This is a genomic window from uncultured Ralstonia sp. (genome assembly GCA_913056305.1).
Lineage (GTDB): Bacteria > Pseudomonadota > Gammaproteobacteria > Burkholderiales > Burkholderiaceae > Ralstonia.
Genome location: CAJXMR010000019.1, coordinates 1 through 23,655 on the forward strand (window position 1 = coordinate 1; position 23,655 = coordinate 23,655).

General features: G+C 64.7%; 22 protein-coding genes and 1 riboswitch. Of the genes, 12 read left to right on the forward strand and 10 right to left on the reverse strand.

Translation table 11 applies throughout. The annotated features are described in order from the left end of the window. Window positions 1-167 precede the first annotated feature (167 nt). Entirely contained in the window at window positions 168-2,885 is a 2,718-nt protein-coding gene (locus QZ609_RS05440; protein ID WP_295492024.1) for a lysozyme inhibitor LprI family protein, read from the forward strand. A gap of 209 nt (window positions 2,886-3,094) precedes the next feature. Here the strand turns inward: QZ609_RS05440 and QZ609_RS05445 are convergent, their stop codons facing one another. From QZ609_RS05445 to QZ609_RS05455, 3 genes are all read right to left on the reverse strand, one after another. After that, the gene (locus tag QZ609_RS05445; protein ID WP_295492026.1) at window positions 3,095-3,736 is read right to left on the reverse strand and encodes a hypothetical protein; all 642 of its coding nucleotides are present in this window, start codon (window positions 3,734-3,736) and stop codon (window positions 3,095-3,097) included. Between the two features lie 708 nt (window positions 3,737-4,444). Beyond that, entirely contained in the window at window positions 4,445-6,178 is a 1,734-nt protein-coding gene (locus QZ609_RS05450; protein WP_295492028.1) for a bifunctional protein-serine/threonine kinase/phosphatase, read from the reverse strand. 13 nt (window positions 6,179-6,191) lie between these two features. Further along, the gene (locus QZ609_RS05455; protein WP_295492030.1) at window positions 6,192-7,016 is read right to left on the reverse strand and encodes a formate/nitrite transporter family protein; all 825 of its coding nucleotides are present in this window, start codon (window positions 7,014-7,016) and stop codon (window positions 6,192-6,194) included. A 459-nt stretch (window positions 7,017-7,475) separates the two neighbouring features. Between QZ609_RS05455 and QZ609_RS05460 the strand changes: the two genes are divergently transcribed. Beyond that, the gene (locus QZ609_RS05460) at window positions 7,476-7,934 is read left to right on the forward strand and encodes a nuclear transport factor 2 family protein (protein WP_295492032.1); all 459 of its coding nucleotides are present in this window, start codon (window positions 7,476-7,478) and stop codon (window positions 7,932-7,934) included. 90 nt (window positions 7,935-8,024) lie between these two features. On the opposite strand, the gene QZ609_RS05465 is transcribed toward QZ609_RS05460, so the two are convergent. From QZ609_RS05465 to QZ609_RS05475, 3 genes are all read right to left on the reverse strand, one after another. After that, entirely contained in the window at window positions 8,025-8,489 is a 465-nt protein-coding gene (locus QZ609_RS05465; RefSeq protein ID WP_295492034.1) for a GNAT family N-acetyltransferase, read from the reverse strand. Window positions 8,490-8,700: 211 nt separating this feature from the next. Continuing rightward, a complete protein-coding gene (locus QZ609_RS05470; protein ID WP_295492036.1) occupies window positions 8,701-10,047 on the reverse strand; it encodes a GGDEF domain-containing protein in 1,347 nt (448 codons plus the stop codon). Window positions 10,048-10,367: 320 nt separating this feature from the next. After that, window positions 10,368-11,231 (reverse strand): alpha/beta hydrolase fold domain-containing protein, encoded by an 864-nt coding sequence (locus QZ609_RS05475; protein ID WP_295492039.1) that lies wholly within the window; start codon window positions 11,229-11,231, stop codon window positions 10,368-10,370. Window positions 11,232-11,522: 291 nt separating this feature from the next. On the opposite strand from QZ609_RS05475, the gene QZ609_RS05480 reads away from it, so the two are divergent. Both QZ609_RS05480 and QZ609_RS05485 read left to right on the forward strand, forming a co-directional pair. Next, entirely contained in the window at window positions 11,523-12,224 is a 702-nt protein-coding gene (locus tag QZ609_RS05480) for a Crp/Fnr family transcriptional regulator (protein WP_295492041.1), read from the forward strand. Beyond that, window positions 12,221-12,439 carry a hypothetical protein gene (locus tag QZ609_RS05485; protein ID WP_295492043.1) on the forward strand — a complete coding sequence of 73 codons (219 nt, stop codon included), beginning with the start codon at window positions 12,221-12,223 and terminating at the stop codon, window positions 12,437-12,439. Before QZ609_RS05480 ends, QZ609_RS05485 begins: the two co-directional genes overlap by 4 nt. Window positions 12,440-12,473: 34 nt before the next feature. Here QZ609_RS05485 and QZ609_RS05490 read toward each other — a convergent pair whose 3' ends face one another. Beyond that, window positions 12,474-13,571 (reverse strand): FUSC family protein, encoded by a 1,098-nt coding sequence (locus QZ609_RS05490; protein ID WP_295492045.1) that lies wholly within the window; start codon window positions 13,569-13,571, stop codon window positions 12,474-12,476. Window positions 13,572-13,854: 283 nt separating this feature from the next. On the opposite strand from QZ609_RS05490, the gene QZ609_RS05495 reads away from it, so the two are divergent. From QZ609_RS05495 to QZ609_RS05515, 5 genes are all read left to right on the forward strand, one after another. Then, window positions 13,855-16,026, forward strand: a complete 2,172-nt coding sequence (locus QZ609_RS05495) for an EAL domain-containing protein (protein WP_295492047.1) — start codon at window positions 13,855-13,857, stop codon at window positions 16,024-16,026. A gap of 89 nt (window positions 16,027-16,115) precedes the next feature. Next, on the forward strand, window positions 16,116-16,790 hold the full coding sequence (gene nthA, locus QZ609_RS05500; RefSeq protein ID WP_295492049.1) for a nitrile hydratase subunit alpha: 675 nt from the start codon (window positions 16,116-16,118) through the stop codon (window positions 16,788-16,790). Then, a complete protein-coding gene (gene nthB, locus QZ609_RS05505) occupies window positions 16,787-17,458 on the forward strand; it encodes a nitrile hydratase subunit beta (protein ID WP_295492051.1) in 672 nt (223 codons plus the stop codon). The genes nthA and nthB overlap by 4 nt, the downstream gene beginning before the upstream one ends. Before the next feature lies 1 nt (window position 17,459). Next, on the forward strand, window positions 17,460-17,828 hold the full coding sequence (locus QZ609_RS05510) for a nitrile hydratase accessory protein (protein WP_295492053.1): 369 nt from the start codon (window positions 17,460-17,462) through the stop codon (window positions 17,826-17,828). Window positions 17,829-17,989: 161 nt separating this feature from the next. Then, on the forward strand, window positions 17,990-18,367 hold the full coding sequence (locus tag QZ609_RS05515) for a RidA family protein (protein ID WP_295492055.1): 378 nt from the start codon (window positions 17,990-17,992) through the stop codon (window positions 18,365-18,367). Window positions 18,368-18,440: 73 nt separating this feature from the next. Here the strand turns inward: QZ609_RS05515 and QZ609_RS05520 are convergent, their stop codons facing one another. The 3 genes from QZ609_RS05520 to QZ609_RS05530 form a co-directional block, all read right to left on the reverse strand. Further along, window positions 18,441-18,809 (reverse strand): DUF2784 domain-containing protein, encoded by a 369-nt coding sequence (locus tag QZ609_RS05520; protein ID WP_295492056.1) that lies wholly within the window; start codon window positions 18,807-18,809, stop codon window positions 18,441-18,443. Window positions 18,810-18,985: 176 nt separating this feature from the next. Next, the gene (locus tag QZ609_RS05525) at window positions 18,986-19,480 is read right to left on the reverse strand and encodes a GtrA family protein (protein ID WP_295492058.1); all 495 of its coding nucleotides are present in this window, start codon (window positions 19,478-19,480) and stop codon (window positions 18,986-18,988) included. Between the two features lie 104 nt (window positions 19,481-19,584). Then, window positions 19,585-20,094 carry a DUF1697 domain-containing protein gene (locus tag QZ609_RS05530; protein ID WP_295492060.1) on the reverse strand — a complete coding sequence of 170 codons (510 nt, stop codon included), beginning with the start codon at window positions 20,092-20,094 and terminating at the stop codon, window positions 19,585-19,587. 240 nt (window positions 20,095-20,334) lie between these two features. Here QZ609_RS05530 and QZ609_RS05535 point away from each other — a divergent pair, with 240 nt between their 5' ends. The 3 genes from QZ609_RS05535 to QZ609_RS05545 all read left to right on the forward strand — a co-directional run bounded on the left by QZ609_RS05535 (window position 20,335) and on the right by QZ609_RS05545 (window position 23,587). After that, entirely contained in the window at window positions 20,335-20,772 is a 438-nt protein-coding gene (locus QZ609_RS05535; RefSeq protein ID WP_295492062.1) for a hypothetical protein, read from the forward strand. A 457-nt stretch (window positions 20,773-21,229) separates the two neighbouring features. Further along, entirely contained in the window at window positions 21,230-22,393 is a 1,164-nt protein-coding gene (locus QZ609_RS05540; protein ID WP_295492064.1) for an alkane 1-monooxygenase, read from the forward strand. Between the two features lie 188 nt (window positions 22,394-22,581). Continuing rightward, a riboswitch (cyclic di-GMP riboswitch) is annotated at window positions 22,582-22,662 on the forward strand. 67 nt (window positions 22,663-22,729) lie between these two features. Next, window positions 22,730-23,587 (forward strand): spherulation-specific family 4 protein, encoded by an 858-nt coding sequence (locus QZ609_RS05545; RefSeq protein ID WP_295492066.1) that lies wholly within the window; start codon window positions 22,730-22,732, stop codon window positions 23,585-23,587. Window positions 23,588-23,655 lie beyond the last annotated feature (68 nt).

A 23,655-nucleotide genomic window follows, 5' to 3' on the forward strand; every position in this document is an offset into this window, starting at 1 on the left:
GCGCGGGAACGAGCAGAAATAAAAGAACAGCAGTGAACGCGACCCCGAGACGGGCGGGGGCGCCATCCCCCCCAGGCGCAGGAGACTGCACTAAGCCCCCTACATTTGCGGCATCATCCGGCACACGAGTGTGCAACAACGTGCTTCTACATTGACGCGGGGGGAACATGAAGCGGGTGCTGGCGGCAATATGGGGGAGCCTGGCAATCGTTGCCGCGCATGCAGCCAGTTTCGATTGCGCACAGGCGGAATCCAGGGCGGAAAAGCTCATCTGCGCCAGCCCGAGCCTTTCGGCGCTGGACGAGAAACTGGCGTCGGCCTTCGGAGCCGCTCGAAGTGCCGCTTCGAAAGACCAACAGCAGCGATTGATCACAGCGCAGCGCCTCTGGATCAAGACCGCACGTGATCATTGCGCCGATGAAGCTTGCCTGGCAACAGCCTACGCTGCTCGTATCTCGCACCTTGTGTCCGCGCCTGCGCTGCACGCCGGCGAAGCGCCGTTCGTGCAGGCCAACACCCTGGCGAACCACCCCGCGCCGATCGGAAAGGGCTTTCCAGAGTTGATCCGCCCGATCGACGGCGATCTCGTCTATTCGCACTACGACGACAACGGCAATACAAGAAGCATTGTCCAATTCGACTTTACGAATGGGCACTGGACCAACTTGGTATCTGGGAAGACAGACCCGGCATTGATCGCCCAAGATGCCCGGTACATCGTGCTCCACACACCATATCCCGCATCCTTCCCGATTGAGGTGATCAACCGGAAAACCGGTGCAGTGCTGGGCAAGATACGTCTCGCCAATCCAGTTCTGGGTGCATTCATCCAAGGGAACAGATTGGTGTTGTTTCAGGGGCAGACGGGGGCCTACACCTTTCAACAGGCGGTCGCTATCCTGGCCCTACCCTCACTCAAGCTCATCCAGGAAACCACGGTGCCAGGCTTTCGCCTGATCGGCTCCCGGGGCGACCGCATCTATACAGCTACCTCGGCAAGCGGCAAGAACGATCTGATGGTCTTCGATCACCAGCTTCGAGAACTCGGGCGCATCCAGATCCCGCCGCCATTGGAAAAGATCAACGCCAACTGCGAACTCTCCGTGGAGCAAGCCGACAATGACAACGCCGTGCTGACCGCGAATTGCGGCGAGATGCATGTCGTGGACCTGAAGTCGTTTTCCATCGTGCAGAGCATCCCCAGGTATGCGCACTTCTATTCCATGGCGCTGCATGGCGGACTGATATTCACCACCGCAACTGACAAGTCCACCGGTGCCGATGGTGGCGTCGTCGTTTTCGACATGGGCACAGGTAAGGAGGTCGCACGTTTGCCAATCTCCGCCTCGACCATCGCCATCAAGGGAGACATCCTGCTGGCTGCGGGCTCGCCGGTTTCCACGGGCAACACTGCCAGTTGGCACATGGAGACGTATCGGATCAACGCAGATGCGCTTCGCAATGGCGCATGGCAGGAGGCGAGGGTCGTGCAGCAGTGCCGGCAGGCCGAGGCGCAATTGGCGGACTCGAAGGATCTGTATGCCGCAATCGGCCTCTGCAAACAAGCTGGTATCGAAGGCTTTGCTCGGGACGCATCCGTTTCGGCGGCCGTGTTTCCCGCGCTCAGGCAGTACGGGCTCTGGTTGAGCCAGACCTTGGATGAGTGCCCGAACGCGGTGAGGATCCTCGAAAAGGTGCAGGCTGCAAACCCTGATCCGGATGTGGCACACGCGCTGAATGAGGCGCGCCTCAAGGCGCAAGTCGTCAGTGGCGAGGTTGTGGTGGAGCTCTCCCAAGCCGAGCGGCAAACCGATTTCGCGCAGGTGCTGGTAAATGGGGAGCCGTTGGCAAACACAACCACCAAGAACCTGGAGTTTGGCGCTTTTCCGGAGCTGTTCCATTTCTCTGGTGACCGGCTTTATGTTGGACGCTATGGGTGCCGGACGACCCGTTGCGGTGGCGGCGCAACCATCGGCGTATTCGACCGCAACACGCTCGACGAGCTGGCATCCATCCAGATTGCGCCCAACGACGAGGAATACCAGGACGCCATCGGTTCCATCGCTGCAGACGACCGGCACATTTACGCTTCCGTGGGGTATCAGTACGAACAGGAAGGGCGGCCAAACTTTTTCGTCGTCGACCGCGCGACGCTCAGGATCACCAAGCGCGCCCAGGCCAAATCCATCGGCCTGCTGCACATCGAGCGAGGCAAGCTCATGGCATGCGGCTGCCACTTCACGCAGCAACAAGCTTGCGCTGAACTCGATCCGGACACGCTGAAATCGACGGAGACGCCGGACAAGGCCTGCGTGCAAAGCGAGCCGGGCAATGAAACCATTGTCACCGTTGATAGGAAGATGGTTTCAGATGCAAAGTTTTTCGCAGCGACCCGAGACTACCTGGTTGCGGGCGATGAAGTGAACAGCGACGCAGGGTATGTTTTTTACCCACGTGCCGGCGGGCAACCTCTGCCGCCCGTGCGTGGTTTGGGCGACGCGCTAGAGTGGCCGGTGTCCGTGGACGGCAATGACATCGTGATCCGACAGGGCACTCTGGGCGGGCAGTTGATCAAGCTCGTCAGCCTCCCGTCTGGTGCCGTTCAAACGCTCCTCGGCCTGCCGGTGACGCCCTTACGTGTGCCCGTACCCATGCTGCATGAGCAGACCCTCTATGTTGGTTACGGCAGAGATCTGCTGATATATGACCTCAGCGCCCGTCGTCTCAACCGCTACATCAAGGACTTCATTCCAGGCGAGTTCAAGAACAACGGATTTGGCCTGGATGCGCACCGCATTACTCGGTTGATGATCGACCAGGGCAGGCTGATCGCACTCACCTTCCATGGCGTGAACAGCCAAATCATTCGATTGAGCGATCTCTGAGCGAGGGTACGTCGCCGCGCTGGAGGGCGTGTTGGTGGATCTGTACCAGTGGGAAATCCTGCGCGTGCTGGAGCGCGGGAACGAGCAGAAATAAAAGAACAGCAGTGAACGCGACCCCGAGACGGGCGGGGGCGCTATAGAACGGCACCGGCAGAATCGCGCATCTGTGGCACCAACCGTGAAGAAAAAACCGGCGCCAAAACCAGCCGCTACCGGCTGCCCTGGCCGGCGGGCCGCATCCGCATGATCTGCACGGCCTTCAGAAGCCTTTCCACACAGTCCAGGAGGGGCCCGATGTCCTCCAGTGCAACACCGCCATCCTGGGGCCCGAACGACGATAGATTCTCCGAATGTTCCATCTCTTGAGCGCCGCCATCGGCATGCGCCAAGAGGCAGTCACGGGCTTCCTCCAGCCGCTGACACAGCGCAACGAAAGCCGCACGATCCGATGCCTCCGGAAATGCCTGCCGAACGCACGCTTCACGAAAGCTTGCGATGGGGGCGTCTCGGTTTCCGGCCACGTTGCCCTTGTCTTCCGTGCCCGGCTTGAACACGGTCAAGAACGTGATGACAGCCATCTGTGCCAGGCTTGTGCTGATGAGGGCGCCATCGACCGGGGTGGGGAAGGATTGATCGGCGAAATCCCACTTCAGGCCGGCTTGCTCGGCCCACTCGCGTGAGCGGATGGCCGTGCGCAGCATCCTGCTGCATCGGGTCAATGCCGCCATCCAAATGAAGCGCCGCGCCTCAAGCGCCAGTTCTGCGCCAGTGGGCGCGCTATCTCGCGCGACGTGTACGCTCCCGTCCGCCCTCTGCGGGGTCGGCGCGTTCTTGTCTCGGTCCTCGGTCATGGCTCAACCCTTGCTGTCGATGTCGCCTTCTGGGGCGGCTCAGGCCGTCCTTCAGCTTACGCGCACAAGCCAAGTGCGCAACGCCGAGCAAAAAGTGACGCGGGCGACCCTCAGACATCCAATCGCGAGGGTAAAACTGTCGCGTGCCAGGGTCTGAGACCCAAACGCCGAGCAAAAACACTCGAACGCCGATCTCAAAGACCCAAGCGCCGAGCAAAAACACTCAAGCGCCGACCTCAAAGACCCAAGCGCCGAGCAAAAACACTCGAACGCCGACCTCAGAGACCCGAGTGCCGAGCAAAAACACTCAAACGCCGATCTCGGAGACCCGAGTGCCGAGCAAAAACACTCGAACGCCGACCTCAAAGACCCGAGCGCCGAGCATAAACACTCAAACGCCGAGCTCGAAGGTCGAAAATTCCGAGCTCAGAGTGCCAAGCGCCGAGCTTGGAGGGCCAAACGCCGACGTCCGAGCTCGGAGCGCGGAGGCCAGAGCCCCGAATGCGGAGCTCAGAGGTCGAAAACTTCGAGCGCAGAGGCCCGAACGCCGAGTTCGGAAGCCCGAATGCCGAGGTCCGAGCTCCGGATGCCGAGCGCAGAAGCCCGAACGCGGGTATCTGGGACCTATCTGTGGGGGTATCGGGGGTATCCGTAATGCTGTGTGCGGGCGGGTCAAGCATCAGCGCCCGACGAGCAACCCCTACGCACTCAATGCCCCGTGAGCCGCAAGCCCAGCAGCAACACAACTGCCAGCGCCAGCAGCACCGCGAGTGTCTGCCAGAAGGCCACCGGATTGCGTTCCAGCAGCGGCACCGCGCGGCGGCTCTGGTATTGACGCCCGGCGGTGTGCAGGTCCTGCACGAACTCGGACAGCGCTTCCTGCCGCTTGCGCCCGCTCGGGTGCAAGGCCCGGCGCAGCACGCCGTCGATCCATGCGGGCAAGTCGGGCCGCCGCTCACGCGCAGGGATATAGCGCAGGCGCCGAAGATCATCGGGCGTGCGTACGCGCGTGACCTGCAGGCCGTAGGGCAGGTGCCCGGTCAGCATCTGGTACATGATCACCGCCAGCGAGAACAGGTCGGAAGCGGTGCTGCCGCCCAGCCCAAGGAAGTATTCCGGCGCGGCATATTGCAATTCACCCACCGGCGCCTGCGCGTGCGGGGTGCGCGTGCCTTCGGCCAGGCCGGCCACGTGCACGGCCGCAAAGTCGATGATCTTGACGGTGCCGGTGTGGTCGATCATCACGTTCTCGGGCCGCACGTCCTGGTGCAGCATTTCACGGTGGTGAAAGGCCTGCAGCCCCTGGGCAATCTGTTCGACGATGCGGCGCACGGTGTCGAGATCGGGGCGCGGGTGGTCGGTCATCCACTGCGCCAGGGTCTGGCCGTCCACGTATTCCATGGCGACATGCAGCGTCTGCCGCGCGTGGTCGGCCGCATGGGGCTTGAGCACATGCGGGTGGTCGATCCGGCGTGCGACCCATTCTTCCAGCAGAAAGCGGTCGAGGTAGGCGGGGTCTTCGCGCAAATCCACCGAGGGCGTTTTCAGCGCGACATGGCGGCCGCTGCGTTCGTCCACGGCCAGGTGCACGTGGCTGCGTGCGCTCGCATACAGCTCGCGCACGATGAGGTAGCCATCCACCTGCATGCGTGGCTGCAACGGCGGTGGCAGGACCAGGCTGCGGCGTTCGGCATGCAGGTCTTGCGCGGCGAGCTCGGGCAGCGCATCCACCCGCATCAGTTGCACGGTGATGTTGTCTTCGCTACCGCGCGCCAATGCGGTGGACACCAGCATGGCCGCGGCGGCATTGAGGTCATCGGGGTGCGCGGCCAGCGCCTGGTGCACGGCTGCGCTGTCGAGGTAGGCGTAGGCGCCGTCGGTGGCCAGGATGTACACCTCGCCCGCTTCGGCGCGCAGGCAGCGGTAGTCGACCTCCACGGTGGGCCCCACGCCGAGCGCACGGCCCAGGTAAGACTCGACCGAAGACACGCGCACGCGATGGTCTTCCGACAGTTGCTCCCAAGCCTGCGGATGCAGCCGGTAGATGCGCGAATCCCCGATATGCAGCAGGTGCACCTCGCGGCCCTTGAAGACCAGGGCGCTGAAGGTGCAGACGTAGCCGCGGTCCTTGTCGAAGCGCGCATCGCTGCGCTGGGTCTGCGCGTGCAGCCACGAATTGAGCGCCGCCAGCACGCACTGTGCCGACCGCCGCACGGTCCACGTCTCGGCCGTGCAGTAGTAGTCGTCCAGGAAGCCCCGCACGGCGGCAGCGCTGGCTACCTGGCTGACGGCGCTACTGCCGATGCCATCCGCCAGCGCCACGGCAATGCCCTTGGTGCTCAGGCGCGGCTCGGCCGGGTGCGCCGCGCCATGAAAATCCTGGTTGACGTGCTTGCGCCCCGCTACCGAATGCTGGCCGACCGAGACGCGCAGCGTGCTCATGCGTGCGCCAACCTCAAGCCAGGGCGCGCTTGGGGTCGCGCTTGGGTGCGGTCTTGTAGTGGGTGGAGTACAGCGCCGCCGCCACGAAGGTCAGGCCACCGACCACGTTGCCGAGCACGGTCGGGAGTTCATTCCAGAGCAGGTAGTCCATCAGCGTGAACTTGCCGCCGAGCATCAGGCCGGACGGGAACAGGTACATGTTCACGACCGAGTGTTCGAAGCCCATGTAGAAGAACACCAGGATCGGCATCCACATGGCAATGACCTTGCCCGACACCGAGGTCGACATCATGGCCGCCACCACGCCGGTGGACACCATCCAGTTGCACATGACCGCGCGGATGAACAGCGTGAGCATGCCCGCCGCGCCGTGGGCGGCGTAGCCAATGGTGCGGCTCTCGCCAATCAGGCCGATCTTCTGGCCGACCAGGCTCGGGGCCTCGCTAAAGCCAAACGTGAAGATGATGGCCATGAACACCGCAACCGTGAGCGACCCCGCAAAGTTGCCGCAGAACACCAGCCCCCAGTTGCGGAACACGCCGCCCCACGTCGCGCCCGGCCGCCGGTCGATCACCGCCAGCGGCGCCAGCGTGAAGACCCCGGTCAGCAGGTCAAAGCCCAGCAGGTAGAGCATGCAGAACCCGACCGGGAACAGCAGCGCGCCGATCAGCGGGTTGCCCGTATTGACGTTGATCGTGACCGCAAACACCGCCGACAACGCCAGGATTGCGCCCGCCATATAGGCTCGGATGAGGGTGTCCCGGGTGGACATCAAGAGCTTGGATTCACCGGCATCGACCATCTTGCCGACAAATTCGGCAGGAGCTAAGTAAGCCATCGCGCATTCCCTTAAGGGGTGGGGTCAAAAAAAGAAAAACGTCCGCGCCCGGGGTGCGAGCCAATGCTGCTACCCCGGAGGCGGACGCCGTTGTCCACGAGTTCCGGCCCTCCGCTTTACAGGCGGCTGGGGCCGATACCAAGCCGTCATTGGCCTGATGTACGCCGTTGTGCATATTCCATGCCTGGGGCATGCGACGGTGGCAGGCTTGGTTTCTGGGCGCTTGTGCGGGTGTGGCTGCACGGCTCTGGTGCGTGGGCGTGCGGTGCGCTCAGTTCTGGTGCGGGCGCGGGCGGGCGGGGGCGCCGGCAAATAACGCCATTCCCAACGGCTCGTGGGTGTCTAGGAAAGCCGGGGCGATTCACATCGCCGGAGCGTTTCGATGCACTAAGCTTCTATTCGCTCGGACAAAAAAACAGCGGGCAGGCCACATCCACTTGGCATATGAGGAGTTTCACCATGCTTGAACTGGTCGATCCGAATGACAGCCGCGCGGTTCGCAACAAAGACACCGTCCTTGGCTTCTACGACCTCGTGATCAACAAGAAGCAGTCCGAGGAATCCGTGGCCAAGTTCATCAGCCCCGGATACATCCAACACAACCCGCTGATTCCGGACGGCCCCGAGGCGCTGGGGAAATTCTTCAGCCAGATCACCAAGGAGCGCGCCAACGCGCGCGTTGTCGTGCACAGGATCATCGCCGTGGGCGACTATGTTTTCGCGCACGTCAATTTCCTGAATCTGTTCAACGACGACCCTGCGGATACGGGGATCGCTGGCGTTGACATCTACAGGATGGACGCCGACGGAAGGGCGGTCGAGCACTGGGACACGCTGCAGCCAGTCGGAGACCCGCAGAACTCGGCCCCGTGGCTCGCCCCGAATATCCCGCGCTCCAATTCCAATGGGATGTTTTGAGCGGGGCGCTCGGCAATAGCAGAGGTTTGAACGCCGAGCGCAGACCTTCACGCACGGAGCATCAGGTTCGTCATCCGCCTGCGCCACGCCCTACAACGCCCGCGCCAGGAACAGCGTCCCAGGAACCGGATTGAACGTAACGGCCGGCGCTGGCGTAAAACCCAGCGACGCATACAGCTGCTGGGCCGCCTTGAACTCCGGCAGCACGTCCAGACACATGCACGCATAGCCGGCGGCCTTGGCGTCTTCGAGCAGGCGCTCGACCAGGCGGCGGCCGAGCTGCGCTCCGCGCGCGGCCGGGCGAACGTAGACGCGCTTCATTTCGCACGTGGCGGCATTCACCTCCCGAAACGCCGCGCACCCGACCACGGTGCCGGCCTGCCACGCCAGCAGCAGCCGCCCGCGCGGCGCCGCGTATTTGCCGGGCAGCGCCGCAAACTCGGCTTCATAGTCCTGAAACTCCAGGCTGACACTGGGGCTCGCGACGTATTCGCGAAAGATGGCCTGCACGGCGGACATGTCGTCCGGAAACTGCGCCTGTCGAATGTTGATCATCGGTCGTTCATGTCCTTCAAGGTTCAGCGCCCCGCGCCGAGCGGCGGTACGGCGGGCAACAAAAAACCCGCCTCGGGGGCGGGTTCTGGATGGCTGACGGCCACGCACTACCCTCCCGTTGGCAGGTGGGCGCGAATAATCAACAGGGTGGTAGTGGGTGCGCGTTGCATGGCGTCATGGTGCCATTGGTTCAAGTGCCTGCACAAGCGCCTTACGCCGTCACAACCCCCCGCATCAACTGAGGCGGCATCGGCACCACAACCACCCGGTTCCGCCCGCCAGCCTTGGCCGCGAGCAGCGCGTCATTCGCCGTCTTGACGAGGACATGCGGCAACGCCCCATCCAGCGCCCAGCCGCCCGCCACGCCCACGCTCACGGTGACATGGCCCGCCACCACCGAGCCCGCATGCGCAATGTCGAGCGCCGCGACCGCTTCGCACAAGCGCTGCCCCACGTGCGCCGCTGCCTGCATATCGGCATCCGGCAGCAGGACAGCGAATGCCGCGCCGCCATAGCGGGCGATCAGGTCACCATCGCGCGGTACGTGCCTGGCCAGACAATCGGCGACAACGATCAGGCATTGGTCGCCCTGCAGGTGGCCGTATCGGTCGTTGTAATGCTTGAAGCAATCGACATCGATCAACAGCGCAGACAGCGCAGACCCGGCATGCGCGCCGCGCTGCCATGCCTCGCTCAGGCCAGACTCGAAGGCACGCCGGTTGGCCAGACCGGTGAGCGGGTCGGTGGCCGCGAGCCGCTTGAGTTCGGTGCGCGCGGCCACCAGCCGGGAGTGCAGGACACTGTTCTCGATCAGCAGCAGCAACAGGATGAAGCTCGCCCCCAGCAGCCCAAAGGCGCGCCCCAGATAGAAGCCGAGGTCGTAGCGCGCATGGTTGAACAGCGCGCTGAGCGCGATATCGCAAATCCACACGCACAGCACCACCATCAGCCAGATGTCGATGGTCAGATGCGGCTTGCTGCGCCAGAGCACGGCCAGCGCCACCACGCAAAAACCCCACACCGCGCCGGCAATGATGGGCTGGGCCGGGGCATAGCCATTGCCGGCCATGACCGCCGGCAGCCAGTGCCCGCCCGCCGTGGCCAACGCCACGCACGCAACCGCCGCGCCCACCACGGCGGCAATGGTGAGCAGCGTGGTCCGCCCCGTGAGCGTGTAGGGTGTGAAGCGATCGGGCTGCTGTTCTTCCCGGTCTTTGAGCACGGCATAGGCGATCACGAACAGCGGAAAGCCCGCGTGCCAGAACATGTAGATCCAGGCCGTGCTTTGCGGCCCCGCGCCGAGCAGCCCACTGGGCGCAAACAACCCCGGGAACGACAGCAGGTGCCCGCCCGCCACGGTGGCCGTAAACAGATAACCGCTCGCCAGTGCCAGCATGGCGCGTGAACGCGTGATGGCAAACTGGCCAAACAGCAGGACAGCCGTAATCAGGTCATTGAGGATGAGCGCCGACTCATAGGTCGGGATAAACGACGGAAGTTGTGCCAGCTGCACCTTGGCAAACGGCACCACCGAGAGCAAGACCACCAATGACAGCAAGGCAACCGCCTGCGCTATCTGATAGGTCCGACGCCCTGGCGACATGCCCAGCAGCAAGCCTGGTTGGACTGCAAGCGATCCCGATGCCAAGATGGCCCCCCTCAAGCGGCGGTGACTGCGTCACTCGTTCTATTGCGCGTACGGCTGTCGTATGTTCTGGTGCCGCAACGCCTCGTCAGGGCGCGTTGCGTGCCACCGATCATCACCTACCGTTGATAGTCAAGGGGGTAGCCGATGTCAACGCCGCAAATTAGGTACTGGCGGCGCGTGCGGGGTGGGGGGGGGGCCGATGGCGGATCGCGCCGCCCCGTAGGCATGACTCAGCCCGAGGTTTGTCTAACCAGTTGCACAAGCCTTGAAAACCAGGGGTGGAGGGGCTGGTTCAGGCTAAGGTGGGTCAGAAAATGATCGTCGCCTCGGTTTCGGTGGCAGGAGATCAGCCGGTTGAGACTCGTGTGCTTGAGGATGGCGTACATGCGCCGGTTCGAACGCGCCACACCCGCGTCGTCGTACTGCCCATAGCTCAGCAACATCGGAACGCTGTTTGCGGTTGCCCAGCTCAGGACGCTCATCGAGGCGGCGGACTCCGTCTCCTCCACCAGCACGGCGGGGTCATATTGCTTGGTGTCATCCCAGAACGAGCAGGGGTGCCGGAGATCCATGACGCCACTGATCGGCAAGCACCCGCGAACGGCCTTGTGGTTGAACTTCACGAGCTGCAAGGTCGATCGGCGCAGGGCGGTCATGGCGGCAATGGCGCCCCCGGTGGAATGCCCCGCGAGGTAAAAGCGATCCGGGTCGCCGCCCCATTCATGTGCGCGTGTGCTCAGGTGGGCAAGCAAGATGGCCGCGTCATCAAACGCGGCGGGGAGCCGATGCATGGGCGCCAGCCGATGCGTTGGCGCGACCAACACCATGCCAAGGCGGGTGATCGTGGATGCCAGAAACGACACCGCCTCCTTGCAGCCGCGCGTCCAACCTCCGCCGTGCCAGAAGACCAGCACCGGCGCGTTCTCCAGCCTGGGGGTGGTGAAGACGTCGTAACGATGCTGCGGGTCGGGGCCGTAGGACAGATCGCGCCACGCGCGAAGCCCGCTGGGAAACGGCTTTGCCCAGCCCAGTACGGTGTTCTCGTACTTGAAGACCGCCGGTGAGGGCAGGCTCATCGGGCCTGCGTGCAGCATGGACTCCGAGTCAATCAATTGCGGTTCAGCCCGAACGTCCATACCGACTACAGATGCCTACTAAAACGAGTGAATTGCCAATGCGCGGGTAGGGCAGGGATTCCAAAACCAGGCGCCTGCCTTGCGAGGTGAACCCGTGTGCCGTGCCAACGGGCTTGGCCGCAGGCGGGTGCGGACCCAATGTGGTTCACATGACCACGCGTCACGTCATGTTTGACGCGTGGGAGCGGGCGTAGACTACCTACCTCGTCCGATGTACTTTGTGCCGATCGGGACAAAGGCGACGACGACATGCACCAATCTGCCGGGCCGTTCGATCGGGCAAGAGCGGAAGCCATCCTGACCCAGGCGGGCTGGCTTGCTCTGCAGCCACCTGAATTGCAGCGCGAGGTCTTGCGCAGCGCTCGCCTTGTGCAGTTGAAGCCGGGAGAGATCGTCTACCGCGTGGGAGATCCGCTGGGGGGGATTTACGGCCTGGTTGGCGGGGTTGTGGCCGTCAGCGTTGCGCCAATGAAGACTGCGCCGAGACTTGTTCATATCAGCGAGCCGGGCTCCTGGATCGGCGAAGGTTGCTTTCTGACAAAGCAGCCCCGTCGTGTCGAAGTGCGTGCCCTCGACCATGCCTGGCTGTTGCACTTGCCGCTCGAAGACATGGACCGAATGGCCGCCGATTCACCAGAGGCCGCGCGCCAATTCGGGGCAATTTCAGTGCTGAATGGCGACAGGCTCATTCGATTGGTGTACGACCTGCTGATTCGGGACGTCACCCGACGGATCGCCGCCGTTCTCGAGCGCTTGGCGTCCGGAAACGAGCGGTTCGTACCGTTGTCGCAAGCCGAAGTCGGGGCGATGGCCAATGCCTCGCGCAAGCAGGTCAATGCCGCTTTGCAGCGCTTCGAGGCGAAGGGGTGGGTGCAACTCTCTTATGGTGCGGTCACCATTGCAGATGCCCGCGCATTGCGCGGGTTTGCGGCGGATGAGGATGGGGTGTGAATGGGATTTGGATCGAAGCGCGCACCACCCACTTCTATGATGCCGTCGCCGTCGGCGCATTGCTCCTGACCTTTGCACTTCCGTTTGGCTGGCAATCGCTCGGGTGGACGTGGTGGTGGCTCCTGCTCCTGATGGGCAGCGTCAGCGCGCTGGGCCATGCCTTGCTGATCCTGGCGCGAGCGCCGGTGGCGGCGCGCTACGAGTGCATGGGATGAGGCGGTCGCGCGCCATCGTTGTCAGCCGAATCGCTCAGCCGATATTCCATTGCGGGGCAATGGCCAGGAGTTCGCCACGCAGTTGCTCGACCTCGCTGGCGAAGCGCAGCGCCAGGGCGCGGTCGGCGGGCAGCGGGCTGGGCAAATGGCTTGCCGGTTGGCTGTCCGCCGCGCGCTCGTGCGTCAGGCGTGCGACCGTCCCGAACCTGAGCGCCCGCGCCATGCCGATCAGTGTGTCGCGCGTCTGTTGGTCCTCCATGGCAGACCATTCATCTGCGCTCGGGTGCGTGGCCGGTTCGCCCGACGATGCGCGTGCCGCGTCGAGCAGCTCCAGCGTGCTGATGCAGATGCGCAGGCTGCGCTGGATGCGTTCAAGCCGCGCAACCGGCACGTCGATCTCCTTGGACACCGAGGGCATGAGCGAACGCAGTTGCACCAGCAGCGTGTTCAGCTTGCCGAGGTGCGTGCGATACCCATCGCCCGTTGTGTCGCTCGTTGGGTCGCCCGCCGCCGAGAGGCTCGCATAGGCCTTGGCGCATTCACGCAGCGCATCGGCCAGCCGGTAGCGCCACGAGTAGGTGGCGTACAGCGGCAGCGCAAAGGAGAACAGCAGCGCAATCGCAATCCCGATCAGCACATTGAGCGTGCGCCAGGCGCCGTCGAGCAGGTTGTTGTCGCCATGCCCCACCACGATCACCAGCGTGATGGCCGCCAGCAGCGCGATATAGCCGCCCTTGCCGATCGCGTGATAGGCGCAGATGCTGCAGGCGATGGCCATCAGCGCGTAGGTCAGCGGCGGGTGGCCGAGCCAGGTCTGCTGGACGATGAGCAACAGGCCGGCCAGCGCGCCGATCAGCGTGCCCCAGGCCCGCTCGGCCGCGCGCTTGCGGATGTTGCCATGGTGCTGCAGCCCGGCGATGACGATCAGCAGCGAGATGGTGGCCCATTCCCCATGCGGCAGGCCGAGCCCCGACGTGACCGCGATGGACAGCAGGACACCCAGGCCGACCCGCGTGCCATGGATGGTTCGCGCAAAGCGATAACGCCGATGCGGGTCGCGCAGCAGCCGGAGGGTTTGAAGGAGGGGCATGGGAAGTCTTGAAGCTCGAGGGGCGCTGATGGAAGTCGGCATGGGAGGGGTTGGCTGTCGGTCCTAGGATGCGCCGTGCACTGCATCGGCGCCATTCACGTGCCGATGCTTCACCGTGGTGCGTGCGCGCGGCAAAACATCGGGTTTTCCCTAGGTATTGCACGAATCTTGCCATGTGCGAAGTGGCTTGGGTGACGCAATCTTTCAACAAAGCGCTTCAGTCGTCCCTTGGTGTTGCCGTTTAACGTGGCCGTAGTCCGAAGAAACGCGTTCTTCGAAAGCCCTGGGATTCGCCGATACCACCTCGAAAAGAAGGTCGAGCCCTATGACCACGCAAGCGCCTGCGCCTTGGCTCAGGTTTCTCACCATCGTTGAGCAAGTCGACCGCCGGCCGTATTTCATCGCCATTCGTCGGGGGCTTGCGCTGTCCCTGCCGCTCATCATGATTGGCGCGCTGGCGCTGCTGCTGCGTTATCCGCCCACCGCCGGGATACACCGGTGGTTGACCGACGCCTTCGGCACGCGCCTGGATTCCTTTTGCGACAGCCTGCTCGCCGGCACCTTCGGGATCGGCTCGCTCGTCGCCTTGTATGGTTTTGCGGATGTCCTGACGCATCTGCATAACCAGCGCGCCGGTCATCGCGTTGTCAATCCCACGGTGGCGGCGGCGGTGGTGGTGTCGTGCTTTTTTACGCTGATTGCCCCGAACGGCGACGCGACACTGATGGCGTCGCTCTCGCTGGGCCAGGGGCTGTTTGGCGCCCTGCTGGTCGCGTCGCTTGGCGGCAGTCTTTTCCTGAAGCTTTGCGGTATCCGCCGCCTGCGCATTCCGTCGAATCATCTCAGCAACGACCCGCTGGTCGGTGACGTGTTCACGGTGATGCCGGCCGGCATGCTGACGATCCTGGCGTTCGCCCTGCTCAAGGCAGCGCTGGTATGGGTCGGCTGGTCCAATTTGACCGGGGCATTGAGCGCGCTGCTTGCGGCGCCGTCCTCGAACGTCTCCAATAGCCTCCTGTTCGGCCTCGGCTACGAGACCGCCACCCAGGCGCTCTGGCTCTTGGGCATCCATGGGCCGAACGCGTTGTACAGCGTCCAGCAACACGTCCTCGAGCCGGCGGCTCACGCAAACGTGGCCGCGGTTGCCAGCGGCGGCCACCCTCAGTTCATCTTCACCTACGACTTTTTCTCGGCGTTTGCGCGCATGGGAGGGTCCGGCGGTACGCTGAGCCTGATCCTCGCGCTGCTGCTGTCGAGCAGCACCCTGCGCGGACGCAAGATGGCGCTCTTCGTGATGCTGCCGGCGCTGTTCAACGTGAACGAGCCCTTGCTCTTCGGGCTGCCGCTGGTGCTGAATCCCGTGTATGCGGTTCCATTCGTCCTGGCCCCGGTCGTGCAGATTCTCATTGCCTACGGAGCGATCGTCGCCGGCCTGATGCCGAACACGGGCTATAGCGTGGCCTGGACGACGCCGGCCCTGTTCAGCGGCTACGCGGTCACGGGCTCGTTTGCCGGCACGGTGGTGCAGGTGCTTGCCCTGGCGGCGGGGGCGGCAATCTACGTCCCGTTCGTCCGCATGGCCGAACAACTTTCCAGGCGCAAAAGCCAGGACGTGCTCGCGTCCCTTCTCCATATCGCGGAGTCGCCAGAGGCGAGCCTGAAGGCAAAACGGTGCCTCGACCTCCCGGGCGACGAGGGTCGGATGGCGGTGGCGCTGGCGAGCGATCTTGAAGATGCGGTCAAGACGGAGGAGGGGCAGATCTTCCTCGAATTCCAGCCGCAGGTGGATTGCCAGACCGGGCGCGTCTTCGGCGCCGAGGCACTGTTGCGCTGGCAGCATCCGGTGCTGGGGCGCGTGGCCCCGCCCATCGTCGTGACGCTGGCGGATGACATTGACCTGAGCGATCGTCTCGGCCTGCATATCCTGTCGCTCGCCTGCCGGCAACGGGGCCTTTGGCGCGGCGTCGTGCCGGATGACTTCATGATTGCCGTCAATCTCTCCCCCCGGCAGCTGCAGGACCAGGCGTTCCATCGGAAGGTGATCGACATTCTGCAGCGCGAGCAGCTGCCGCCTTCGGTGCTCGAACTCGAGATCACGGAGTCGACGATGCTGCTGCCGGACACGCACACGGTCGACAACCTGAAACGGCTTCGCGAGGCAGGGGTCAAGGTGGCGCTGGACGATTTCGGGATGGGGCACACCTCGCTGCACTATCTGCGCGAACTGCCGCTGGACACGGTCAAGATCGATCGCTCCCTGGCGGATGTCGGTGCCGGCAGCGTCAACGAGCACATCGTCCGGAGCATTGCCAATCTCAGCCGCACGCTCAATCTGTCCACCGTGGTGGAGGGGGTCGAGAATGCGCAGCAGCTCCAGCGTCTTTCCGCCCTGGGCTGCGATCGGTTCCAGGGCTACTTCTTCAGCCGGCCGCTGGCTGCCAACGGTTGCCTGGCGTTTGTGCTCGATGCTAATCGGGGGCGGTGGTTTGCGGCGTAGTTGCATTGGGGCGCCACCCGGCGTCCTTGCCTTCATCCAGACCGCCAACCATACTGCTTTCGTTTCGCATCCTTTCCAGGCGAGCTGCGATGAGTCACGACGATCCGCATGTGTTCGGGGGCGCGCAGCATCCGGACGACGGCCACCACCATCACGAGGGCAGCACGTTGTCGGCGATGGACTTGCGCGTGCGCGCGCTGGAATCGCTGCTGGTGGAGAAGGGCTACGTCGACCCCGCCGCGCTGGACGTGTTGATCGAAACGTACGAACACAAGGTCGGGCCGCACAACGGCGCACGCGTGGTCGCCAGGGCCTGGAGCGATGCGGCGTATCGGCAGTGGCTGCTTGACGATGCCACGGCGGCGATTGCGTCGCTCGGCTACACCGGCCGGCAAGGCGAGCACATGGTGGCGTTGGAAAACACGCCGGCCGTCCACAACATGGTGGTTTGCACGTTGTGCTCGTGCTACCCGTGGACGGTGCTCGGGCTGCCGCCGGTCTGGTACAAGTCGGCGCCGTACCGGTCCCGTGCTGTCATCGACCCGCGTGGCGTCCTCCAGGAATTCGGCGTCGAACTGCCGCCCGGGGTGGACATCCGCGTGTGGGATTCCACCGCCGAGGTCCGTTATCTGGTGTTGCCGATGCGCCCCGCCGGCACCGATGGCTTGAGCGAAGACGCGCTCGCCAAGCTCGTCACGCGCGACGCCATGATCGGCACTGGCTTGCCGAGCACACCGGGCGAACGGCCGCAGGAGGGCACATGAACGGTGCACAAGACCTGGGCGGCATGCAGGCGTTCGGCCCCGTCCGGCCAGAACCGGACGAGCCGCGTTTCCATGCCGATTGGGAACGCCGTGTGCTCGCCCTCACGCTTGCCATGGGGGCCACCGGCAAGTGGAACATCGACATGTCGCGTGCCGCACGCGAGAGCCTGCCACCCGCGCAATACCTGGCCAGCAGCTATTACGAGATCTGGTTCGCGGGTCTCAAGACCCTGCTGATCGGCGCTGGCCTGGCCACGGCCGAAGAGATCGAAGCCGGGGTGTCGCGCACGGCGGCCATGCCGGTGCCACGCGTGCTGAGCGCCGATCAGGTGCCGGCCGCGATGGCGCGCGGCAGTCCGGTCGAACGCCCGGCGCCCGCCGCGGCGCGCTTTGCGGTGGGCGACTTGGTCCTGACCCGTCAGTTGCACCCGCGCACGCACACTCGCCTGCCGCGTTACTGCCGGGGTAAGCGCGGGCAGATCATCAAGGTGCATGGCGCGCACGTCTTCCCGGACACCCATGCGATCGGTCAGGGTGAACAGCCGCATTGGCTCTATACCGTACGCTTTGAGGCCGCCGAGCTGTGGGGGGCGGATACGACGGCGTCTGCGGTGTGCGTCGACTGCTGGGAGCCGTATCTCGACTTCGCAAACGGTGGAGCACCCTGAGATGACCGCGCCCGACACGCCTGCGCGCAAGCCCTGCATGCCCGCACTGCAAGCGCCCGGCGACGGTGCCGCACCGGTGTTCGGCGCGCCATGGCAGGCGGCGGTCTTCGCCATGACACTTGCCCTGCATGAGCGCGGGCTGTTTACCTGGAGCGAATGGGCGGCGCATTTGGGGGCGGCCATTCGCGACGCGCAGGCCGCTGGCGATCCGGATCATGGCGATACCTACTACGACCACTGGCTGACTGCGCTCGAACGCCTTGCCACCGAAAAGGCATGGGTGACCGGCGATCTATTGCAGCAACGCCGGCAGGCATGGGACGAGGCCGCCCGGCGCACGCCGCATGGCAAGCCGATCCAATTGCCATGATCGTTCCTCCCGGCGACGGCCTGTGGCTGTAGCTGGATGTCGAAGGAAGCGGTCGGGTTGCAGGGCAGGGCGTAGGGAAACGGTGGCGCGGGCTTGTCCAGCGAGGCGCCGCTTGATCAACGGCAGTCGCAGGGGCTCGCCGGTTTGCTGAGGTGGCTGAAATGTCGATCGAGTATTTTGCAGAGAGCAATCCGGGCACGCGCACCCTGCCACGCTCGCTGGCGACGAAGGCTGGCGACTTTGTGTTTGTCTCCGGTCAGGTCGCCCGAGGTGAAGACGGCAGCATCATCGACGGCGACATCGAGGCGCACACCCGTCAGACGCTGACGAACGTCGCGCATGTTCTCGCTTTGGCGGGTTGCGCACTGGCGGACGTGGTGAAGACAACGGTCTGGCTGGAAGACGCGCGCGATTTTGATGCCTTCAATCGCGTGTACGGAGAATTCTTCCCGGAGAACAAGCCAGCACGTTCGACCCTTCAGGGGAAGAACATGGTCGGCACCAAGATCGAAATCGAGGCCATTGCCTACAAGCCTTGAACCACTGCGCAGCGGGCGCCGCCGGCCCGGCGGACGTGCTGCAAACGCTTGGGGCATCTGGCGGCGCCCCCGCTCATGCGCGCGGCGGAATGCGCCACCAGGTGACCACCACCACCAGCAAAAACGCCACATAGGCGATGGCGAACACCCAGGTCGGCAAGTCGTAGTACAGCCAGGCGCTCACCCAGCGTTGCACGAAGCCTTGTGGGCCGGCCGCGCCGGTGCGCAGCCAATCTTCCAGGACGGTGAGCGGGCACGGCACGTCGAGGGCCGCCAGCGCCGCGACGATGCCGATCGCCACCAGGTGCGTGAGCCGGAAAGCGCGGTTGCACACCCAGCCTTGCCTGAACGCGGCGCCCACCCAGATCGCGACCAACCCGCCCACGATGAAGAGGACGAGCAGCGCGTGCAATACCAGAATCGTATTCGCCAGCCAGATCATGGTCGTGGGGCGCCAGCCCGGTGCGGGTGGGCGAGTTGAAGGCCGGGCTCCGAGCCCTGGGAATGCCATGCCCATCGACATTCTCACGTTCGATGCCTTCCGTAAACCCAGCGCGGTTTCGCGGGCCGGAAGTCGGTGCGCGAACGCGGCGCCCCGTGCCGAACCAGCGCTCTGCGTCAGAGCGATAGCGCTTCGAAGTGTTCGAGCGGATCGCTGAGCGCGGAGATCGGCACTGAGAGGGGCGACGACGTTTGCGCCACGCTGCTCGCCCCGCCGTCGTCGAAGGTCCAGTACCGGTGCGCGAGAAAGGCGAGCGTGGCCGACAGCGCAGAGGCGGACAATTGGGCAACCAGGTAGTACAGCCCAAGCCGCAGCGCGACGGCCATGATGGCGGCATTGCACGCCACGGCCATGACCGCCACCGCGGCAAAGCGTGTCATGGCGTTGACGTGGCTGCGCGTGGCCTGATGAAACACCGTGCGCCGGCTGATCACGTAATACAGCACTGCACCAATGGTGTTACTGGCCACCGACGCGCGCCACGCTGGCACATGGGCGTGCACCAAACCGAAGAGCGCGGTGTAGTGCACCAGCGTCGCGCCGCTGCCGAATCCAACATAGCGGACAAACTGCTCCACCAAGGCCCGAAGCTGCTGCCGAAGGGTTTTCATGCGCGCGCCCCCTTGTTGTTGGAGTCGGTGACGGCGCTGTATCACGCAAGTCCTATGCCAGTGGCAGTTACGGGCCGCTTCGCACCTTGCGCCGCTGGGCGGCCCTAGGCAGCCGCCATTTCCGCGAGCGTGGCCACGGTGTTCATGTTGCGCGCCGTGCCAGCCTTGGCGGCGGGGATCTTCAGCTTCGAGCCCGCCATGCCATCGCCGTAGTGCACGTAGATCTCCCGCGTGCCGAGCGCCATCTCCTCGGTCTGCAGGCCGCTCACACCCGCCAGGGTATCGGCGGGCGGCGGTGCGTCGAGAAAGATGGCAACGGTTCGGTTGGGCGCCGTGGTCTTGAACGGATTGGCTTCCAGCACGGCGGCCAGTTCCGCGCCGGTGCGCACCAGCACGCCCACCGGCTTGCCGGCATAGGTCTGCAGGCACTGCTCCAGCCGGGCCTTGACTGATGCTTCGGCAAGCCGGCTCTCGAAGACGACATTGCCGCTCGCAATGTACGTGCGCACGTTGGTGAAGCCGGCCGACTCGCACATCGCCCGCAGCTCGGCCATGGGGAGTTTGCCGGTGCCGCCAACATTGACGGCCCGCAGGAGGGCGATATAGGTCGGCATGTGGGCCTCGGGTTGCCTGTGCATCGTTGGTGTGCTGCTTAGCCCGCATCATCCCACGTCATTGGACGCACCATTGCCGCACGCGATGCGCTGCGCGCCACATGCCGCCCCAGGTCACACCACACACATTCTGTTACTAGATTGTTGAGCTTGTGCCACAGCCGGCGATGCTATTCTTCGCCGCGAGCCGGTACCCACGGGATACGCAATCACCGGCGCGTGAATCAGGAGGAATCAAGCATGTGGAAAAAAATTGCCCCGACCCTCATCGTCGCTGCACTCGCGGGTGCGACGGCGCTGCCGGCAGCGGCGGATGATTTGAACAACGCGCTCGGAGGCGCGCTCGGCGGCGCGGCTGGCGCGGCAGTGGGCGGTGCCGTCGGCGGGCAGACCGGCTCGGTAATCGGCGGCGCGATTGGCGGCGGTGCCGGCGGCGCGGTGACGTCGAACCGGCGCGAGCGCACTGGTGCAATCGTTGGCGGCGCGCTTGGCGGCGGTGCCGGCACGGCTGCTGGCAATGCCATGGGCGGCCGCACGGGCGGCATTCTGGGCGCGGCCGTTGGCGGCGGCGCGGGTGCGGCGGTGGGCGGCAATCTCCAGCGCAATTCGTATGGCGGCGATCGCGGCGAAGGCCGCGGACACCACCACCACAAGCACCATCACCATCACGAAGATTGATGGCCTGCCCCGCGCGCGCGGCCACGGCTGATGCGCTGGGCGGGGCGGAACCCTGCACACCGACGGCGCCGCCTCACCTGCGGCCCGTCGGATTGGTACGGTGCCACGCGTCAGGTTGACGCGTGCGCCGGCCTCACACGCTCAGGTGATGGCGCGCGCGTTCGCTGCTCGCCCCCCAAGGACCTCGACTTAGCCAAGGGCGTACCGCGTCTGGCTGCACCGCAGCAGCAAAATCGACCGTCCGTCAAAAAATCGCCGGTTTCAATCACCAGCGCAAGCCCCACCGGAAACACCATTCTCCGGCCCCCTCCTGTTTGGAAGATCGAGCCTAATTGAGCCATTGGCGCGGCGGCATGCCGGGCCTATAAACAGATGTCGGGCATGACCCCGGCGGCGCGCCCGTGCGCGCACGATCGCCATCGACCCAGGCACGACAGGGCAAACAGGAGGAAGACACATGTCCACACCCGGCACGGTCGCGCCCGTTGAATGGAACGACGGCAAGCGCTATCTCTGGATGCTCGGGGCGCTGACCATCACGCTGCCGATCATTGCAGCGGTCTCGGCGCTTGCCACCGGTTGGCACGCGTTGTGGTGGGCCGGCCCCGTGATCGTGTTCACCGTCATCCCGATCCTTGACGTGCTCATTGGCGATGACCGCGACAACCCGCCCGAGGCGGTCGTACCAACACTGGAGAAGCAGCGCTATTACCGCCGCATCGTCTACCTGGCGACGACCGTGCTGTACGTCAGCTTTGCGGTGGCGATGTGGGTGCTGCACACCTACGAGTTGACGTGGTACGACTACGTTGCGTTCGCGTTTTCGGTGGGCGTGGTGACCGGCATCTCGATCAACACTGCGCACGAGCTCGGCCACAAGACCGACGGCTTCGAGCGCTGGCTGGCGAAGATCACGCTCGCGCCGGTGGCCTATGGGCACTTCTTCGTCGAGCACAACCGCGGCCACCACGTGCGCGTGGCCACCCCGGCCGACCCGGCCAGCGCGCGCTATGGCGAATCGTTCTGGGCGTTCCTGCCGCGCACCGTGGTCGGCAGCATCAAGTCGGCCTGGGCGCTGGAGAAGCAGCGGCTCGAACGCAGCGGCCACGCGGTGTGGTCGTGGCGCAATGACGTGCTCAACGCCTGGGCCATGACGGTGGTGCTGTGGGGCGCGTGCATTGCCGTGGTCGGCATCAAGGTGGTGCCGTTCCTGCTGATCCAGGCGGTGTACGGTGCATCGCTGCTGGAGGTGGTCAACTACCTGGAGCACTACGGCCTGTGCCGCAAGCAACTGCCCAGCGGCCGCTACGAGCGCTGCACGCCGCAGCACTCGTGGAACAGCAACCACGTGGTGACGAACCTGTTCCTCTATCAGCTGCAGCGCCACGCCGACCACCACGCCAACCCGACGCGCTCATTCCAGGCCCTGCGCCACTTCGAGCACTCGCCGCAACTGCCCGCCGGCTATGCCGCGATGATCCTGCTCGCCTATGTGCCACCGTTGTGGTTTCGCGTGATGAACCCGCGCGTGGTGGCGCATTACCACGCGGATATGTCACAGGCCAACATCAAGCCCTCGATGCGTGCGCGCGTGCTCGCGCAGTATCCGGCGCGCGCCTGACGATCGCTGCCCCCACACCGGCCGCACCCGCCGGCCGCGCCCGCTGCCAGCAGCCTTCCGCTGGCTTTGCACTCCCAGGGACTGTTCAACGCTGCAACGTGTGCATGTTGCAGCGTTGAACAGTCCCCAATCTTCGTTTGCCAGACGCATGTCGAGCCGTTAGAGTGTTTTGCACTGTGTAGCAAGCAGTGGTTTTCAGGCAAAACCGGAGCGATCCGGTGACGCAAAGCTAGAGGGGCTTCCGCTTTGGAAGTCAGCCAGTTGCCTGCTGCCATCTCGGGTTGGCGGCGGGCCAATTGACAGGCGCGGACCATCGCGTCGTCAGGAGGCATCACAATGAAAAAAGAGAAATTCACGGGGGGGCTCACGCCCGCATTCGCCGCTGCAGCAGCGGCATCGCTGGCGGCCGGCGGCCGCGCGGCTTTCGTACGCATCGCGTGTGTGAGCGTTGCGCTTGCGGCCGGCGTACTGGGGGCCGCCCCGCACGCCCGCGCGGAATCGCTGCTCGTGCCTGCGTACATCTATCCGTCTGACGCCGGCGCGACCCAATGGAACACGCTCGCCTCGACCGCGCGGACGGTGCCCACCACCGTCATCCTCAACCCCAACAGCGGCCCGGATACGGCGCAGGACCCGAACTACGTTGCGGCGGTGGCCCAGATTCATGCCGCGGGCGGCAAGGTGATCGGCTATGTGTCGACCTCGTATGCGGGCCGGCCGCTGTCGGATGTGGTGCAGGACATCAACACGTACCTGTCGTTCTACAACGTTGACGGCTTCTTCATCGACGAGATGACCGCCGACAGCGTGACCGCGAACGTCCAGTTCTACCAGTCGGTCTACAACTACATCAAGGGCTTGTCGCCCAACTACACGGTGACGGGCAACCCGGGCACCGACGTGCCCGAGATCTACGCCAGCCTGCCGGTGGCGGACCAGATCGTGGTGTTCGAGGACAGCGCCCGGAACTACGCCAGCTATGCGCCGCAGGCATGGCAGGCGAACTACCCGACCAGCCGCTTCGCGCATATCGTGTATGCCGCGTCGACTACGCAGATGGCGACCTTCGTGCGTGGGGCATCAGCCAAGGGCGCAGCCACCGTGTACATCACCTCCCTGACGCTGCCGGACCCATACGCGGCGCTGCCCAGGTACTGGAGCCTGGAGGTCACGGACGCGGCCGCCGCGAAGTGAGCGGAGCCCTCCGCTGACGTTCTCTCCATCGGCCACGCTCCGCTGAGGATGCGGTTGCTGGCGGTGTT

Coding starts and splice junctions, on each gene's coding strand:
- QZ609_RS05440 (WP_295492024.1), top strand. CDS start 168: ATGAAGCGGGTGCTGGCGGCAATATGGGGGAGCCTGGCAATCGTTGCC.
- QZ609_RS05445 (WP_295492026.1), bottom strand. CDS start 3,736: ATGACCGAGGACCGAGACAAGAACGCGCCGACCCCGCAGAGGGCGGAC.
- QZ609_RS05450 (WP_295492028.1), bottom strand. CDS start 6,178: ATGAGCACGCTGCGCGTCTCGGTCGGCCAGCATTCGGTAGCGGGGCGC.
- QZ609_RS05455 (WP_295492030.1), bottom strand. CDS start 7,016: ATGGCTTACTTAGCTCCTGCCGAATTTGTCGGCAAGATGGTCGATGCC.
- QZ609_RS05460 (WP_295492032.1), top strand. CDS start 7,476: ATGCTTGAACTGGTCGATCCGAATGACAGCCGCGCGGTTCGCAACAAA.
- QZ609_RS05465 (WP_295492034.1), bottom strand. CDS start 8,489: ATGATCAACATTCGACAGGCGCAGTTTCCGGACGACATGTCCGCCGTG.
- QZ609_RS05475 (WP_295492039.1), bottom strand. CDS start 11,231: ATGCTGCACGCAGGCCCGATGAGCCTGCCCTCACCGGCGGTCTTCAAG.
- QZ609_RS05480 (WP_295492041.1), top strand. CDS start 11,523: ATGCACCAATCTGCCGGGCCGTTCGATCGGGCAAGAGCGGAAGCCATC.
- QZ609_RS05490 (WP_295492045.1), bottom strand. CDS start 13,571: ATGCCGACTTCCATCAGCGCCCCTCGAGCTTCAAGACTTCCCATGCCC.
- QZ609_RS05495 (WP_295492047.1), top strand. CDS start 13,855: ATGACCACGCAAGCGCCTGCGCCTTGGCTCAGGTTTCTCACCATCGTT.
- nthA (WP_295492049.1), top strand. CDS start 16,116: ATGAGTCACGACGATCCGCATGTGTTCGGGGGCGCGCAGCATCCGGAC.
- nthB (WP_295492051.1), top strand. CDS start 16,787: ATGAACGGTGCACAAGACCTGGGCGGCATGCAGGCGTTCGGCCCCGTC.
- QZ609_RS05510 (WP_295492053.1), top strand. CDS start 17,460: ATGACCGCGCCCGACACGCCTGCGCGCAAGCCCTGCATGCCCGCACTG.
- QZ609_RS05515 (WP_295492055.1), top strand. CDS start 17,990: ATGTCGATCGAGTATTTTGCAGAGAGCAATCCGGGCACGCGCACCCTG.
- QZ609_RS05520 (WP_295492056.1), bottom strand. CDS start 18,809: ATGATCTGGCTGGCGAATACGATTCTGGTATTGCACGCGCTGCTCGTC.
- QZ609_RS05525 (WP_295492058.1), bottom strand. CDS start 19,480: ATGAAAACCCTTCGGCAGCAGCTTCGGGCCTTGGTGGAGCAGTTTGTC.
- QZ609_RS05530 (WP_295492060.1), bottom strand. CDS start 20,094: ATGCCGACCTATATCGCCCTCCTGCGGGCCGTCAATGTTGGCGGCACC.
- QZ609_RS05535 (WP_295492062.1), top strand. CDS start 20,335: ATGTGGAAAAAAATTGCCCCGACCCTCATCGTCGCTGCACTCGCGGGT.
- QZ609_RS05540 (WP_295492064.1), top strand. CDS start 21,230: ATGTCCACACCCGGCACGGTCGCGCCCGTTGAATGGAACGACGGCAAG.
- QZ609_RS05545 (WP_295492066.1), top strand. CDS start 22,730: ATGAAAAAAGAGAAATTCACGGGGGGGCTCACGCCCGCATTCGCCGCT.